General features: G+C 69.8%; 12 protein-coding genes. 1 reads left to right on the forward strand and 11 read right to left on the reverse strand.

Annotated elements, in window-relative coordinates; genetic code table 11:
- Window positions 1–5: 5 nt before the first annotated feature.
- The 10 genes from eccCa to G6N19_RS07645 all read right to left on the reverse strand — a co-directional run bounded on the left by eccCa (window position 6) and on the right by G6N19_RS07645 (window position 12,766).
- Complete coding sequence (gene eccCa / locus G6N19_RS07600; protein WP_193466089.1) at window positions 6–3,986, reverse strand: type VII secretion protein EccCa; 3,981 nt, start codon at window positions 3,984–3,986, stop codon at window positions 6–8.
- Entirely contained in the window at window positions 3,983–5,605 is a 1,623-nt protein-coding gene (gene eccB, locus G6N19_RS07605; protein WP_193466090.1) for a type VII secretion protein EccB, read from the reverse strand. Before eccB ends, eccCa begins: the two co-directional genes overlap by 4 nt.
- Window positions 5,602–7,434: a type VII secretion AAA-ATPase EccA gene (eccA, locus tag G6N19_RS07610; RefSeq protein ID WP_193466091.1), complete on the reverse strand. Its 1,833-nt coding sequence runs from the start codon at window positions 7,432–7,434 to the stop codon at window positions 5,602–5,604. The genes eccB and eccA overlap by 4 nt, the downstream gene beginning before the upstream one ends.
- 266 nt (window positions 7,435–7,700) lie before the next feature.
- Window positions 7,701–8,600 (reverse strand): class I SAM-dependent methyltransferase, encoded by a 900-nt coding sequence (locus G6N19_RS07615; protein ID WP_193466331.1) that lies wholly within the window; start codon window positions 8,598–8,600, stop codon window positions 7,701–7,703.
- An 87-nt stretch (window positions 8,601–8,687) separates the two neighbouring features.
- A complete protein-coding gene (locus G6N19_RS07620; protein WP_041316779.1) occupies window positions 8,688–8,975 on the reverse strand; it encodes a WXG100 family type VII secretion target in 288 nt (95 codons plus the stop codon).
- 14 nt (window positions 8,976–8,989) lie between these two features.
- Window positions 8,990–9,283 carry a hypothetical protein gene (locus tag G6N19_RS07625; RefSeq protein ID WP_041316776.1) on the reverse strand — a complete coding sequence of 98 codons (294 nt, stop codon included), beginning with the start codon at window positions 9,281–9,283 and terminating at the stop codon, window positions 8,990–8,992.
- A gap of 213 nt (window positions 9,284–9,496) precedes the next feature.
- The gene (locus G6N19_RS07630) at window positions 9,497–11,077 is read right to left on the reverse strand and encodes a PPE family protein (RefSeq protein WP_232062567.1); all 1,581 of its coding nucleotides are present in this window, start codon (window positions 11,075–11,077) and stop codon (window positions 9,497–9,499) included.
- Between the two features lie 10 nt (window positions 11,078–11,087).
- Window positions 11,088–11,387 carry a PE family protein gene (locus G6N19_RS07635; protein WP_013827229.1) on the reverse strand — a complete coding sequence of 100 codons (300 nt, stop codon included), beginning with the start codon at window positions 11,385–11,387 and terminating at the stop codon, window positions 11,088–11,090.
- Window positions 11,388–11,558: 171 nt separating this feature from the next.
- Entirely contained in the window at window positions 11,559–12,335 is a 777-nt protein-coding gene (locus G6N19_RS07640; RefSeq protein WP_083036558.1) for a hypothetical protein, read from the reverse strand.
- A complete protein-coding gene (locus G6N19_RS07645; RefSeq protein WP_083036749.1) occupies window positions 12,332–12,766 on the reverse strand; it encodes a hypothetical protein in 435 nt (144 codons plus the stop codon). Before G6N19_RS07645 ends, G6N19_RS07640 begins: the two co-directional genes overlap by 4 nt.
- A 104-nt stretch (window positions 12,767–12,870) precedes the next feature.
- On the opposite strand from G6N19_RS07645, the gene G6N19_RS07650 reads away from it, so the two are divergent.
- On the forward strand, window positions 12,871–13,422 hold the full coding sequence (locus tag G6N19_RS07650; protein ID WP_232062569.1) for a hypothetical protein: 552 nt from the start codon (window positions 12,871–12,873) through the stop codon (window positions 13,420–13,422).
- Here the strand turns inward: G6N19_RS07650 and G6N19_RS07655 are convergent.
- A complete protein-coding gene (locus G6N19_RS07655; RefSeq protein ID WP_193466092.1) occupies window positions 13,419–14,705 on the reverse strand; it encodes a hypothetical protein in 1,287 nt (428 codons plus the stop codon). The genes G6N19_RS07650 and G6N19_RS07655 overlap by 4 nt on opposite strands.
- Between the last annotated feature and the right edge of the window lie 10 nt (window positions 14,706–14,715).

Below are 14,715 nucleotides of genomic sequence, written 5' to 3' on the forward strand. Positions count from 1 at the left end.
GCGCGTCAGCGCGTCAGGCTCTCGCTGAACAATGGATTGACCAGCTGTAGGTAGGTGGGTTCATCGCTGTCGCCGAGCAGCATCGCCCGGCCCGCCGGCAACCGGCCGAACCGTTGGCCGCGGATCTTGCCGGAATCGGCCGGGTTGCCCGACAACATCAGCGTGGTGGCCTGCAGGTCGTTGAGGCGCCGCAACAGCGGGTTGGTCATCAGAGCGTGCGCTGACCCGGTGGCCCGGCCGGTCACGATCACGCGCAGCCCCAGGTCCTGCGCCTGCGACAGCAGCCCGATCAGGTTGGTCCACGGCCGTTGACCCGCGTACGGGCCGGTCAGCGCCGGGGAATCCGGGATGGCGTCGACGTCGTCGATGATCAGGTAGTGGGTGTGTCCCTCGTAGGTCCATCCGGCGAGATCCGCGGCCGACAGCCCGGCCGGCGGCCGGCGCGAGCCGATCAGCGCCGACAGGCCCAGCATCGCCGGGATCACCCGGTCGACGTTGGCGGTGTACTCGTTGTCGGCGAACAACGGTTCGTCGACCAGGTGCAGCCGACGGTCCAACACCGTGAACGCGACCTGCTCGGCGGTGCTGTTCTCCCGCACGGTGCGGATGATGTGGCGCAGCAGGGTGGTCTTGCCGGACTTGTTGTCCCCGAGCACCATCACCAGCGGGTTGGCGGTGAAGTCGAGTTCCACCGGAGCCAGGTCCTCTTCGCGCTGACCGATCACGATCCGCTCCGGGCCGGACCACAGCGTCCCGACCTCTTCCGGGGCCAGGTTCGTCGGCAGCAGGCGCACCGGCGGCGCCGCCAGACCGGGGTGGCGGGCGTTGATCTCGGCGATCTGACCCAGGTCCGGTTCGGCGATCAGGAAGTGCTCGGCGGCCATCGTCAGGCCGCGGCCCGGCTGGTTGGCGGGCACCGCCTCGGCGGGCCGGGTCAGTGCGCCCGCCACCCGGACGTTGCTGTCCCGCGGGTCGTGCAGCTTCAGTTCCAGGCGCAAGCCCAGTCCGTCGCGCATCGCCAACGGCACCTCGAGCCAGCTCGGGGTGGTGACGACCACGTGGATGCCGTAGGCCAGGCCGACGTTGACCAGCTCGGTCACCTTGGCCAGCAACGGGTTCCGGGTGTTGAACTGGTCGGTGTTGTCCCGGCTGAAGGCGTACAGGTTGTCGATGACCAGGAAGACCTCGCCGTACCCGTCGTTGAGCGAACCGATGCTGCCGTCGCGGAACGCCTCCCGCTGCTGGCGGGCGGTGAGCAGTTGCTCCAGTTCACCGAAGGTGCGCCGGATCCGCTCGGGCTCCAGCCCGGAGGCGACACTGCCCACATGCGCCAGGTCCTCGAGCCCGCGCAGTTGGCCGCCGCCGTAGTCCAGGCAGTAGAAGGTCACCTCGCGCGGCGAGTGCAGGCTGGCCGCCGACATGATGAAGGTCTGCAGCGCAGTCGTTTTCCCAGACTTTGGCCCGCCGTGGATGAGCATGTTGCCGCTGGCCGAGCGGGCGTCGAACACCAGCGGATCGCGACGCATGTCGAACGGCTTGTCGATCTCGCCCAGCGGCCAGCGCAGCTGCCGCTCGCCGATGCCGGCTCGAGCCAGCGCCGAGACCAGCGGGATCGGCTCGTCCAGCGGGGGCAGCCACAGCACCGGCGCTTGGGGCCCGTAGTTGGCCAGCTGGTCGCCGATGGTCGCGATCAACTTGCGCGGCGGGGCGTGCGTCTCATCTTCGGCCTCGGCCACCACGGTGGTCTCCTCGCCGGAGGCCACCGGTCCTGCGGTGAACAGCTTGGGCTCTGGAATCGCGTGCATCACAACGGTTCTGGATTGCCGCGGCGGGTCGTAGATGCCGTCGACGTAGGTGCTGCGGAACTTGATCGGCGCCGCGCCCGGGGCGGGCACCAAGAAGCCCTCGCCCTTGTGCTCCTTGCCGGATTCGATGTGGTAGGCGTCTTCCACCCCGATGATCTGGCGAGAGACGCTGGGACTGGCCACCTTCAGGCCGATTCGGTAGGAGGTGTTCTTGTCGATGTCTTTGATCTTGCCGACGTCCAGGGTCTGCGAGGCGAACAGGATGTGAATCCTGAACGATCGACCCTTGCGCGCGACGTAGTCGAACAGCTCGGCGTACTCCGGGTGGTCGGCGAGCATCAGCGTGAACTCGTCGGCGACGATGAACAGCGTCGGGATCGGGGCCAGATCGTGGCCCGCGGCGATCGCGGACTCGTACTCGGTCACCGAGTTGAACGCACTGCCCTGCACCCGACGGCCGGCCTCCCGCAGCAGCAACTCGCGCCGTGCCACCTCGCCGCGCAGCGTGTCGGCGAACCGATCGGCCAGCGAGCGCTTCTCAGCCATGTTGGAGATGACCGCGACGACCTGCGGGAAGTGCCGGAAGATGTCGGCGCCGGCCTCACCCTTGAAGTCGGCGTAGATCACGATCAGCCGATCCGCCGAGTGCGTCGTCAGCAGCGACAGCAGGATCGACATCAGGGTCTGGGATTTGCCGGACCCGGTCATGCCGATCATCAGGCCGTGCGGCCCCATGCCACCCTCGGCCTCGTCCTTGAGGTCGAAGATCAGCGGCTCGCCGGTCGCGGTGACGCCGATCGGTACCCGCAGTTCCTCGTCGCGGTTCCGCGGCGCCCACAGCGCGGGCACGTCCAGCCGCGAGGCGTCGGGGATGCCCAGCAGCGTGGTGAAGGTGGCGCCGCGGGTACTGGCCGACCGCAGCCCGGCGTGGGTCGGGTTGGAGTCCCAGCGCGACAGCCGCCGCGCCAGGTGGGCGGCCTCGTCGGTGGTCAAAGCATCGGCGTGATCCACGTAGCGCTGCCAGCCGCCGGTCTGCCAGCGGTCGATGGCCCGGGCTCGGCTTGCCCCGTCGGCGTCCCCGGCGATGCGCAGGATCGGCCGCTCGGGGTCGGAGTACTGCTCGCGGTTCGGCGCGACGCTGCTGCGCTGCACGATGGTGACCCCGGCACGCGCGGCGCCCAGCGACGATGCCGCGACGTCGAAATCGGGGTCGTCGATGATCACCAGCAGGTGCCGCGCCGTCTCGGCCGGCCCCCCGGTGAACGCCGGGCGTTCGGCCAGTGCCGGAGCCAGCAGCGCGGCCAACTCCTCGGGGCCCGACGCCAGGTAGCGCGCCGGGCCGACGCCGTCCACGGAGCCGGGGATGTCGACGTGTGGCAGCCACTTCAGCCATGACCAGTCCGCGGTTTCCAGACCGGGCGAAGCCAGCGCCACCCCGAGCATGGTCGGGTCGTGCCAGGTGACGGCCTGGGCGACCCAGGCCCGCAGCGTGCTGCGCACGTCATCGGCGGCCGTGTCACCCTCACCGAGCACGGTGATCCGGGAGACCTTCGTCAGATCCAGGCCGACGGGCACGTCGCGCACCGTGCGCTGGGTGTCGAGCAGGCTGCGTAAAGCGCTGTGCGACACCGGCTCCAGGTCGATCTCGTCGGCGGTGTCGGTGACCCGCACCGGGCTGGCCAGCGGCACCGAATGACGGCCGGTGCGCACCACCAGGAAGTCCTCGTCGTGTGGGTCGCGCTCCCATTGCCGGCGTGAGCCGGGGACGGCGGCCAGATCCGACGGGTCGGGGTGCGACCATTCCGCGGCGGCCCGCTGTTTGGCGGCCGACCCCCGGATGTTGTCCCGGACCACCGACAGGTAGCGCAGGTAGTCGGCGCGCTCGGCGTCGACCTCGACGGTGCGGGTCTTCTTGTCGCCACCGCGGTAGATGCCTGCCGCCGCTACCAGTAGGGCGAACGGGAAGAACAGCATCACCGGGGAGATGAGCCGCATACCGGTGGCGACCATCGCGATCACCATGCCCACGATCAGGATCACGATCACCACCGGCAGCGCCCGCTGCAGGAACGACGCCGGGACCATCCGCGGCAATTCGGGTGGCGGCTCGATGGTGATGGTGCCCTTGTCGGTGGGCGGCGCCGGCAGCCGGCGGTGGGCCTCGAAGATCAGTCGGCTCATCGGGTCTCTCCCCCGTTGGTTGCACCCAACTCGGTGGTGGCGCGGCGAACGGGTCGTTGATCCGGTGCCAGCCCGTCGTGGGCCAGCAGGGCGTCGGCGCGCGACAGCGTGGGACCGAGGGCGAATTGCGACAGCACCGACCACGGGATGGGCACCGCCGGCTGGCTCAGCCCCAGCGCAGCCACGGTGTCACCGTCGCTACCGGCGGTTCCGCTCTCGGTGTTGACGCCGTAGCGCACGCCGGTGTCGGAGATCCAGAACAGCGGTCCCGCCGAGTGGTCGGCGGTCGGATCGGCGCTGACGCTTTGGACGAAGTAGCCGGTGCCCGGTGCCAGGGCGACCCGCGCGGCGGTCCCGCCGACTCCGGCGCCGACCAGATCCAGGGTCCGGACACCGTCGCGCAGCGGCAGCGACGAGCCGGCCAGCAGCGTCAGCGAGCTGGTGCTGGCCCCGGCGGGCCGGCTCCAATGCGCGCAGGTGAGCGGGTCGGCCACCGAATCGATGACGCTGACCGGCTGCTCCGGGAAGCGGGAGACATCCAGTGCGTGCGACACCGGTAGCCGGGCGACGTCGTCGGCGCCGAGCAGCGGCGGCCGGTCCAGCCCGTGGGAGTCGGTGTTGCGCAGCACCGCGGCGAGCACGCCGGAGATCGGTTGCAGGCCGTCCGGCAGCACCGCGTAGTAGCGCAGGGTGCCCTGCTCGGTCCCCTCCAGGGCGTGCGCGGCCATGACCGCGCCCACCGGCGCGTCCGCCGGCAGGTCGAACGACGGCTTGTCGCCGGCGCCGGGGATCACCGGCGCAGTCAGCGGGGGCGCCTCCGGGATCACGTTGAACAGGCCCGTCGAGATCGAGCGGGGTGTGGGAACGGCGGCGCCCTTCTCTCCGAGTCCGAGCGCGCCGGTGATGGCGCGGTCGGCCAGGTCGATCCGGCTGCGTTTGCCCTCCCAGAGCAGCCATGCTCCGAAACCGTTGTCGGCCAGCACCGCCTGGTGCGCGTCGAGGGCACCGGCGCGGGAGCCGCCGTTGCCCAGCGGCCCGCCGATCACCGTGACCCCGGCTTCCGAGCCGGCCACCGAGTCGCACACCGTCCAGTCCGCGTCACGGCTGGTGTTCTGCACCATCCGTTCCGGAGCTCCCGGGATGCCGATCAGGTTGCCGCGCGGGATCTTGTCCAGCCCGGCGCTTTTCACCGCGGTGGGATTGACCGGGCGGCCGGCGATCAACCGCGCCGAGGTCAGGTTCAGCACCGGGTGCAACTGCTCGCCGACCCGGACATACAGCGCCGACGTCGACTTGTCCGCCAGTACCGGGTCGTTGGCAGCGGCACTGTTGGGCCAGATCAGGGTGAACACGAAGCAGCCACCGGCGACGGTGGCCAGCACCAGCAGACCCATGAGCACAGCGCGCGCCTGTGAGCGCAGCGGCTCCACCAGCATCCGGGTGTCGTGCAGGGCCACGCCCGAGGCGATCCGGCGCATCACGAAGCGCCAACCGCTGACCTGATGCTTGGTGACGAACCCTCGCCGGTATTCGACGCGGTCGGGGTTCTCGTTGACCGGGGTGCGCGATGCGAAAGAGCGCCGCTCCTCCTCGGGCCGGTCGGATTGCGTGGCACTCACGCGTTCGCCTCCAGTCCCAGGCCACGCAGCAACGGCGTCACCGAGTAACGGACGTCTTCGGTCGTGATGGTCATGAGCTCCTCATCGGTGAACACCCCGGTACCGGACTGCTCGGAGTGGTCGAGCCGGAACTCGCGCTCCTCTTCCGAGCGTTCGACCAGGTTTCGCACGAACCGGCCGTTGCCGGCGATGTCCAGGCTGCGCCGGGCGATGCCGTTGGCGTCGGGGTGCGACGCCTCGGCTAACTGGTGGAACAACGCCTGCATCTCCTCGAGCGCCGCCGGCTCGAAACGGCTGTCGCGCTGTTCGGCCATCTTGTAGGCGATCTCGACCAGCTCCGGCGGCTGGTAGGACGGGAAGTCGATGCTGCGGGTGAACCGTGACCGCAGACCTTCGTTGGTGTCCAGGAACCGGTCCAGGTCGGCGCGGTAGCCGGCGACGATCACCACCAGCCGGTCACGGTCGTTCTCCATCCGCGCCAGCAGTGTGTCGATGGCCACCAGTCCGAAGTCGTTCTTGGCGCCGGTGGCCACCAGGGCGTAGGCCTCGTCGAGGAACAGCACGCCGTCCAGCGCACTGTCGATGATCGCGTTGGTCTTGGCCTCGGTCTCACCGATGTGCTGGCCGATCAGGTCGGCACGGTGCACCTCTTTGATGTTCTCTTTCTTCAACAGCCCCAGGCCGCAGTAGATCTTGGCGACCACGCGGGCGATGGTGGTCTTACCGGTTCCGGGCGGCCCGGCGAACACCAGGTGGTGGGTGCGCTGGCCGACGGCCAGTCCGTGCTGCTTGCGCACCACCTCCATGGCGACCGAACTTTTGAGCCGCTGCACCTGGTTCTTGACCTCGGACAGGCCGATGAACTCGCCGAGTTCGCGTTCGGCCTCGGCCAGCAGCTCGGCCTTGCGTTCGTGGGCGGCGGGGTCGATGAAGTCCTCGGCGCTCGGCTCGGTCGCGGGGTCCCAGGGGTCGGTCCGCGCCTCGATCCGCGCCGCGGTGGTCGTGACGATCCCGAAACTGGTGTCCAGCAGGGCCTCTTCGACCTGCTCGTTCTCCGGGTTAGCGGCGTAGAGGTCCTGCAGCACCTCCTCGGCCGTCTCGTCCTCGCCCTGCGCCCGCAGGATCAGCCCCTTGGCCAGTGCCCCGTCGGTGGCCGCGACGGCGATCGGGCCGTCGGGCTCCTCCAGGTAGGACAGTGCCGGGGCGTACATGCCCAGCCGGGCCAGCGCGACGCCCAGCGCGATCTTGGCGGCGTGGCTGAACAGCTCGTCGCGGTCGGGGTCGTTGACGATCGGGGTCAGCAGCTTGACCATGTCCGACCACCGTCCCGCGTGGTGGTTCACCGAGATCGCCAGCCAGCGCGCGTCGTTCCAGCTCGGGCGCCGCGCGGTGATCTCGGCGACGATCTCGTTCGCCTCCGCGCAGCGGCCCGCCATCGCCAGTTGGGCGGCGTGCGCCAGGTGGAAGTCATCGGCCTCGGTGGCACGCAGCTTCAGGTAGAGCCCGGTGTCGTAGTGGAACCCGAGCGCGCCCTGCGGCAGGTCCAGTCGGCGCTGCAGCGCCCCGGCGCTCGCGGCCGTCTGCGAGACGGCGGCCAGCACCCGCGGTGACTGGTCGCCGGCAGCGGCCAGGCCGGTCCAGGCATCGCACTGCTCGTACGCGACACGGGTCAGCGCGGCGAAACCGGTGCGGGCGGCAACCAGATCGGCGGGCCGTTGCCGCTGGTACACGGGGATGCCCAGGGCCCGACAGCAGGTGGCGAACCGGCTGAGCGTCTCCTCGTCGATCCGAGGTTGCGGTGCCAACAGAGCCGCGTCACCGTTGTTCATGCGTGGCTCGCCCCTTCACCAATATTCCCCAAGCTAACCCGGCTGAAGTTAGCATTGCATAAGCTAACTGTCGAGGCCGGTTCGAGCGATCGCCGGGTGGTCTGCATCACCGCATTCCCCGCTCCTTCGGCAGGTAGACCCGCCGCGGGAGCACCGACATCGTTCCCACTCATACCCCGGCTCCTTATTGAAAATGATTTTCGTTTGCTGGAACGTTACCCCATTCGGGGCATGCTGACGACAGTGGCTGGCGTTCTCGACGGGCCCTACCTTTTGACCGCCCGGACCAGCGAATTCCGGGCCACCATCGGGCCGGCTTCGCTGTCCGGACCCGGCACCGGGCGCCCCAGCTCACGCAGGTAGTCCGCCAACGGCGTCGCCACCGCGGTCCAGCCGCGCTCGCCGAACCACTGATCGGCCGGCGCGCAGCGCTCGTTGTAGATGAGTTGATGGAAGACGCGACTGTTGTCGCCGGCGACGACTTCGGCCTGTAGCGCGGCTTGGAACACCTCGTCCGGCAGCGGGGCGCCGTCCTCGACCGCCAGGTGGCTGCCGGGAGCCGCCAGGCCGTCGATACCGGTGAACAGCTGCTCCTGCGCATCGCCCGGAAGGTAGACCAGCACGCCCTCGGCGATCCACGCCGAGGGCCGGGCCGGATCGAAGCCACTGGCCACAAGCGCCGCGGGCCAGTCCTCGCGAAGGTCGACGGCGACCTCGCGCCGCTCCGCGGTCGGCCGGATGCCGCGCTGGGAGAGCACGTAGCTCTTGAAGGCCAGCACCTGAGGCTGGTCCAGTTCAAAGATCGTCGTCCCGTCCGGCCAGTCCAATCGGTAGGCCCGGGAGTCCAGCCCGGCCGCCAAGATCACCACCTGCCGCACACCCGCCGCGGCGACGCGACGGAAGTAGTCGTCGAAGTAGCGGGTGCGCGCGCCTTGATAGTTGACGAAGTGCTCGCCGAAATCACTGGTCAACAGTCGATGATCGGGCAGGTTGCCCTCCACCACCGCTTGCCAGTCCCCGCCCGCCGCCCGGCAGAACACCTCGGCATAGGGATCGACCGCCACCGGATCGGGCTTGCGGGCCTCTAACGCCCTGGCTGCGGCCACCCGCAACGCGGTCATGCCGACACTTGTGGTGATGTCCCAACTGTCACCTTCACTGCGCATCTCAGGCATTCCAGTGACCCTACGCCGGAGTGATCAGCGCGTGATCCCCGCTGGTCGCGGCCCGACCCGCGCAGGTTCGTCGCGCGGTCAGCCCCACTTGGCGGCTTCGGCGGTGTCGCGGGCGTTCATCATCAACGTGTTGGTCTCATGCGTCATCGCCATCGCGTGATACGCCCGCACCAACTCCTCCATCGCCTGATTCCACTGCACCTGCCAGGCCTGATACGTCATCCCCGTATCGCCCTGCCACGCCGCCTGCAACGCCGCCTGCTCACTGGCGATATCAGCACCGACGGCCTGCAACGTGCCCGCATACCCATTCATCTCCCCGGCATGGGCCAACATCGCCGGGTAGTTGTACATAATCTGCGACATCACACAAACCCCTTCTAAACCCCGGTGTAACCCGACGCCGCCGCCGCATCGGCCGCGACATAAGTACTGCCCGCATCAGCCAGATTCACCTGCGCCATGTCCAGCAACGCATTCACCCGCGCCGCCATCGCCACAAACCGCGCATGCGAACCCTGAAACGCCGCCGCCGCCTCACCGACATGAAACGCCTGCGCCGACAACGCCGCCTGCTCAGCCTGCGCCATCGTCGACCGCATCAACGCCGCCTTCGCCCCAAACGCCGACTCCGAGGCCACCAACTGCGGAATATGGGCATCCAACATACTCATCGCCGCACTCCTTTCTCCTCTACCGGTTAGTCGTGAAGCGCACCGGTACGGTTCCCGGGGCACGATCGACTGCTCGCCGTCACAGCGCTGCCACGGCCACCTGCCGACGGTACGCCCGGAGGCATGACCCAAGTCAATATTTACGGGCAGATCGTCCGGAATTTAACAGAATCTACGTCCTGCCGATCGGTTCCTAGTCCGCGATTGCGGTACTTAAGTTGGTTCGGCACGTGGGCTGTTCCCCCAGGAGTCCGGCAGCATCGGAAGCCTGGGGCCCCGGCCGAACTCATCGCGCGCCAGTTCCGCCAAACCCGCAGGCTGCGTCACCCCGGTCGCACCGAGGGTGCCGGTGAACCCCGCCGAGCCGTGCTGGACCTGCGATGCAGCGCCCGGGTCGTGCTCCTCGAGGTACTCATAGCGGTAACCGGGGTCGATCAAGGTTCCGCGGCGGCGACCCGGTTGCCGCGCCGCACCCCGCACCGATTCAGCGACCGCCGCTGGCACCGCGATGTCGGGTGCGCGCCGGGCCGCCTTTGAGGCCACGGTGGCGGCGGTGCGCTGCGATGCAGGGAGCCAGCCCACCAGGTAGCTGTGGAACGTGCCTTCGGTGCCGATCAGCGGCGGTGCCGCCGGCGGCGGCGGGGCGGCAGCGGGGGCTGTCGGTATCAACGCGGCCGGGCCGGCAGGCGCAGCCGGCCCGGGCACCGCGGCCGGAACCGGCGCGGGCGGCGCCGTACCCGAGATGACCGGCGCCACCGGCGCGGGCGCCGGCATCACCGGCGGCGCCGCGATGCCGGCCAACCCGGACAGTCCGGACAAGCCTGCCAGCCCCGACGCGCCGGCCACCGGTGCCAGCCCCCCCAGGTTGGCGATCGACAGGTTCAAGCCGACACCGGCCAACAGCGGGGACAGCTGGGCGAGGAAGCGCAGGGTGCGCAGCGTCCAGTTGACCGCACGGTAGGTCTGCCACGCGATGAAGTAGCTCGACAGCTGCCACCACTGGGCGGGCGTCAGCGGGCCCTGGAAGTTCTGTTGCAGCCAGGCCAGCGCCTTCTCGTTACCGTTGAAGAAGTTCGACAGATTCTGCAGGAATTCCGCCGGACTCCAGTTGGGCTGGCCCTGTCCGGGCACCTGGTCTCCGTCACGACCGAAGAGCATCTGCCAGATCTCCGCCGGTGTCGGCAGGTCGAAGTTTCCGCTGCCTCCGCCGCCGTTGCCTCCGCCGCCGTTGCCTCCGCCACCACCGCCGTCCCCGGCGGCAGCGGAGCCCGCTTGGCTTCCGCCACTGGTATGCCCCAGGCTGCGCGCGGTCTCGGTGGTGGCCTGGTAGACGCTCATGACGGTGGCCGCCTGAATCCACATCCGCGCGTAGTCGGCCTCGTTGACGGCGATCGGAATGGTGTTGACACCGAAGAAGTTGGTCGCAACCAGCACCGCGTGGGTGGCGTGGTTGGCGGCGAGCTCGGCGAGCGTGGGCATCTCCGCCAATGCGCTGCTATAGGCCGTCGCGATCACCTCGTGCTGGGTGGCGGTCCGGGCACTGAGGGTGCCGGCCAGCTGCAGCCAGGCCAGGTAGGGCAGGTGCGCAGCAGCATAGGCGTCCGCCGTCGCACCAGCCCACACACCCTGGGAATCTGCCAGCACGGCAGCGAGTTCGGTTGCGGCGCTGAGATACTCCCCGCTCAAGGCGGTCCAGGCGGCCGACGCGGCAAGGAGCGCACCGGGTCCCGGGCCGGTGCTCAGCATCGCCGAATGCGTCTCCGGCGGGGCCGCCATCCACACGAGGGCGGACATCACCGCACCGCTACCGCGGAAACGCCGACGCGGCCGACGTGTCGGCGGCGTGGTAGTTCGCCCCTGCCGCTGCCACGCCGACTCCGGCCCGGCGCAGCACCTCGGTGCCGCGCGCGGCGACGGCCTCATGCTGGCTGCCCTGCATGCTCAGTTCCGCCGCGGCTTGCAGCGACACCGGGTCCATCGCCGGCGGAACCACCGCGGTGATCAGCGGGGCCGCTGACGCGTGGGCGGCCGCCAGGGTGGCGGCGATTGCCTCCACCGCCGCGCTCGTCGCGGCCAAGCCTTCGGGAACGACGTGCAGGACCATGACGAAGCTCCTTCCGGCAACGAGCGCGGCGTAGGCCGTCGACCTCAAGGGACCTCAAGAACTCTAGCCGACGAACACCTTTTCACTGGCCTTAGCTGCGGAATAATTCCGCTTTCTCAGTCACGATATGCCTACCGAGTCGGTCGATCTTCCCGTAGCTGCGGAAGCACCTCAATACTTCTTGACGACCGCCCGCGGTGCGGTCCGCCAGTGGCGCCGCCCATCGGGTTGCTCGACAGGTGGTTCCAGCAGGAGCACAGCGGCGCCCCCCAGCAGAACCGGCCGGACCCAGTCACCCAACTCGATACGCTCCCCGGCCGCGGGTCGGCGGTTGCCGCCGTCGCGGGCTTCGTCGATGGGCACGCTCGCCAGCAGTTCGTCGACAGTCGCCGCGTGGGGCAGGTCAGCGAGGCCGGGCAGCGTGATGAACAGGCCGTCGTCGCCGGAGAGCTGCAGGCCGATGGCCGACAGCGCACCCACCACCCCGTCGTGGGTTCCCCCGTGCCCGGACAGCTGCACCCCGAGTTCGTCTGCGAGGTGCCGAGCCTCGGCACGGTGCAGCACTTCGCGTTTGGCCCGCCGGCCGAACTCCACCAGCGGTCCGATGTCGGACAGGTCGGCCGGGACCGCGACGGCGAGGCCCGGGTCGGCGGCCGGTGGGCAGACGCGTTCCAGGAACCGGGCGGTGTAGTCGATGATCTCGCCGCGTACCGCGTGCGGGTCGCCGGCTGGGCTACGCCAGGCCAGGCAGGCGCTGGAATTGTGCGAGGTATAGGGCACGCGGTCGTCGACCAGCAGTTGGTGGCGGGTGGCACCGGCTGCACTGCCCAAACCCGCGGCGGCCAGTTCGCACAGCAACGCTCGGGCGCGCCGGCCGGTGCCGGGACTGAACCGGTCATCGGTGTCATCGATGGCGATCAGCAGATCGACGCCGGCGAAGACCGTCACGGGTTGACGACCACGGTCTGCACGTCGCGCACCCACCGGTCACGGTCGAGGTCGGCCGCGGCCAGCTTGACGGTGTCGCGCTTGGTGAAACTCAGCACGACCCGGTCGGTGAGTTCGGCGGCGGTCAGCGTCTGCGCGGGGTCGCTGCCCTCGATGCGGACACTGCGGATGTCGGCAGCCCCGGCGGCGTCCAGCACCGTGCGCACCGACGGGCCGCGCTGTACCGGGCTGCCGTGCGACTGCGGGGTGGTGATCTCGATCTGCGGCAGTTCACCCAGCCGTGCCAGATCGAACTCGTCCAGCACTCGACCGTCCTGCCGGACGACCAGGTGGTACCCGGCGTCGGAATCGGCGGCGCACCCCCCGATTCCGGTGCTGACGACGAGGACCGTCAGACCCATTCGGAGCAGGTGCCCGGCAGATGACCGCATGTGCATGACCGTATGTCGGCATCGATGCGTATTCAAGCTTTCACACGTCGTTCTGGACCGCAGATGAGGTTGTGTGGCGCGGCCGTCAGGCCTACCTTGAGGCGATGACTGTGATGCCGTGGGCAGCCCGTAACGCGACGAGTCTGGCGCTGGCCCGCGAGGCGGTTTTTCCGGCCGCTGCCGCCGCCGTGATCACCATCTCCGCTGACGTGCGGATGCCGCTGGCACTGCCCGGACACCGCGGCCTGGTGTGGCTGACACTGCTGGTGGCCGTGGCATTGACCACCCGCAGACCGCCCACCGTGCTCGCCGTGGGGGCCGCATCCACAGCGGCGACCCTGCTGCTGCAATCCGGGCCCGGGCCGTGGGCCAGCATCCGCTACCTGGGCGCCGCGGTGTTGCTGTACCTGCTGATCGCAAGTCCCGCGGTACGGGCACGCCGGTGGCTGGTCGCACTGGCCGCCGCCCCGGTTCACCTTGTCGCGCTTGTTGTTCCACTCACGAGGTGGCTCATCGTCGGCCACTCGTTCGGGATGGTGGCCATCGGCGAGAAGGCGCTGTTCCACCTCGGATTCGGCCTCGCGGCCGGGATGCTCGGCTGGGCGATCGTCGCTGTGATCGACCGCGCCGCACCGGCAGGCTCCCCGAGCGGTTAGCCTCCGCCGCCGCCACCACAACCGGTGCCGCTGCCGGGGCCGCCGGGACCGCCGCCACCCGGGTTGGGAACGCAGCCGTCCCCGCCGCCGCCCTTGCTGCCGGGGGTGTTGCCGGCGGCTCCGGCCTCGCCGTTGTCGCCGTTGATGCTGCCCGCGCCGCCCTGGCCACCGGCACCGCCCTGACCGCCGGGGGTGTCCGGGCCTCTGACACCGGCGAAGCCGCCGTTTCCGCCGGCTCCGCCATTGCCGCCGTTGCCCGACATCAGCCCGGCACTGCCGCCCGCTCCACCGGTACCACCGTTGCCGCCGGCGGTGTTCGCTTCGGTGCTGCCGCCACCGCCGCCACCGCCGGTTCCGCCACCGGTGCTACCGCCACCACCGCCACCACTGCCCGCCACGTCGGCACCGTTGCCGCCGTTGCCACCAGCACCGCCGTTACCACCGTTACCCGTTCCCACGGAGGCACCGTTGCCGCCGACTCCGCCGTTGCCGCCGGCACTGCCGGCGCCGCTGTTCAGTGCCTGGACGCCCTTGACGCCGGCGCCGCCATCGCCGCCATCGCCGCCGTCGCCGAGCCAGGATCCGGCATTGCCGCCCGCACCGCCGTTTCCACCGACCATTCCGGCGGTGTCGCCGGCGCCGCCGTCACCGCCATGGCCGCCATTGCCGAACCAGCTGCCGCCGTCACCACCGGCCCCGCCGGCGGCACCCGCCGCACCGGCGCCGCCGTCACCGCCGTTGCCGAACATGCCGGCCGAACCACCGTCCCAACCAGCGCCGCCGTTCACGCCGGCCACTCCGTCGGCTCCGGCGCCGCCGTTGCCGAACAGGAACCCGCCGTCGCCCAGATCACCGAACATGCCGGTGCTGCCCAGCAGCGAGGTGTTCTCCCCGGTGAAGTCGTCCAGGCCGTTGCCGATCAGATCGCGTCCGAACAGGTAGACGAACGACGCGTTGATCATCTCGGCCAGCTGTATGCCGGAGTCGCTGGCGAGCCAGGCTTGGAGCGCATCGTTGATCGACTGCGCGAAGTCGAGTGGACCGGACTCCGCGCTGCCCAGACCGAAGACGAGATTGGTATCGCCGAACCCGGCGAACGGGTCGGCGCCATCGCCCGTGCCACCGTCGAAGACGTTGACGAACGGGTCGACGATCAGATCCCAGAGATCGTCGGCGTGCGCGGTGGGAGCGGCGGCGATCGGCACCATCCCGGCGACCAGGAACGCTCCGGCTGCGGTCCCGAGCAGGCGTTTGCCCCGACTGTCACGGCTACGACCGGTCATCCTGCACCCC

The organism is Mycobacterium novum, assembly GCF_010726505.1.
Classification (GTDB): domain Bacteria; phylum Actinomycetota; class Actinomycetes; order Mycobacteriales; family Mycobacteriaceae; genus Mycobacterium; species Mycobacterium algericum.

What these genes read in the sequence shown, in the direction of transcription:
- G6N19_RS07625 (WP_041316776.1), bottom strand. Translation starts at nt 9,283, where the DNA reads ATGAGTATGTTGGATGCCCATATTCCGCAGTTGGTGGCCTCGGAGTCG.
- eccCa (WP_193466089.1), bottom strand. Translation starts at nt 3,986, where the DNA reads ATGAGCCGACTGATCTTCGAGGCCCACCGCCGGCTGCCGGCGCCGCCC.
- G6N19_RS07630 (WP_232062567.1), bottom strand. Translation starts at nt 11,077, where the DNA reads ATGTCCGCCCTCGTGTGGATGGCGGCCCCGCCGGAGACGCATTCGGCG.
- eccA (WP_193466091.1), bottom strand. Translation starts at nt 7,434, where the DNA reads ATGAACAACGGTGACGCGGCTCTGTTGGCACCGCAACCTCGGATCGAC.
- G6N19_RS07655 (WP_193466092.1), bottom strand. Translation starts at nt 14,705, where the DNA reads ATGACCGGTCGTAGCCGTGACAGTCGGGGCAAACGCCTGCTCGGGACC.
- G6N19_RS07645 (WP_083036749.1), bottom strand. Translation starts at nt 12,766, where the DNA reads ATGCGGTCATCTGCCGGGCACCTGCTCCGAATGGGTCTGACGGTCCTC.
- G6N19_RS07650 (WP_232062569.1), top strand. Translation starts at nt 12,871, where the DNA reads ATGACTGTGATGCCGTGGGCAGCCCGTAACGCGACGAGTCTGGCGCTG.
- G6N19_RS07635 (WP_013827229.1), bottom strand. Translation starts at nt 11,387, where the DNA reads ATGGTCCTGCACGTCGTTCCCGAAGGCTTGGCCGCGACGAGCGCGGCG.
- G6N19_RS07615 (WP_193466331.1), bottom strand. Translation starts at nt 8,600, where the DNA reads ATGCGCAGTGAAGGTGACAGTTGGGACATCACCACAAGTGTCGGCATG.
- G6N19_RS07620 (WP_041316779.1), bottom strand. Translation starts at nt 8,975, where the DNA reads ATGTCGCAGATTATGTACAACTACCCGGCGATGTTGGCCCATGCCGGG.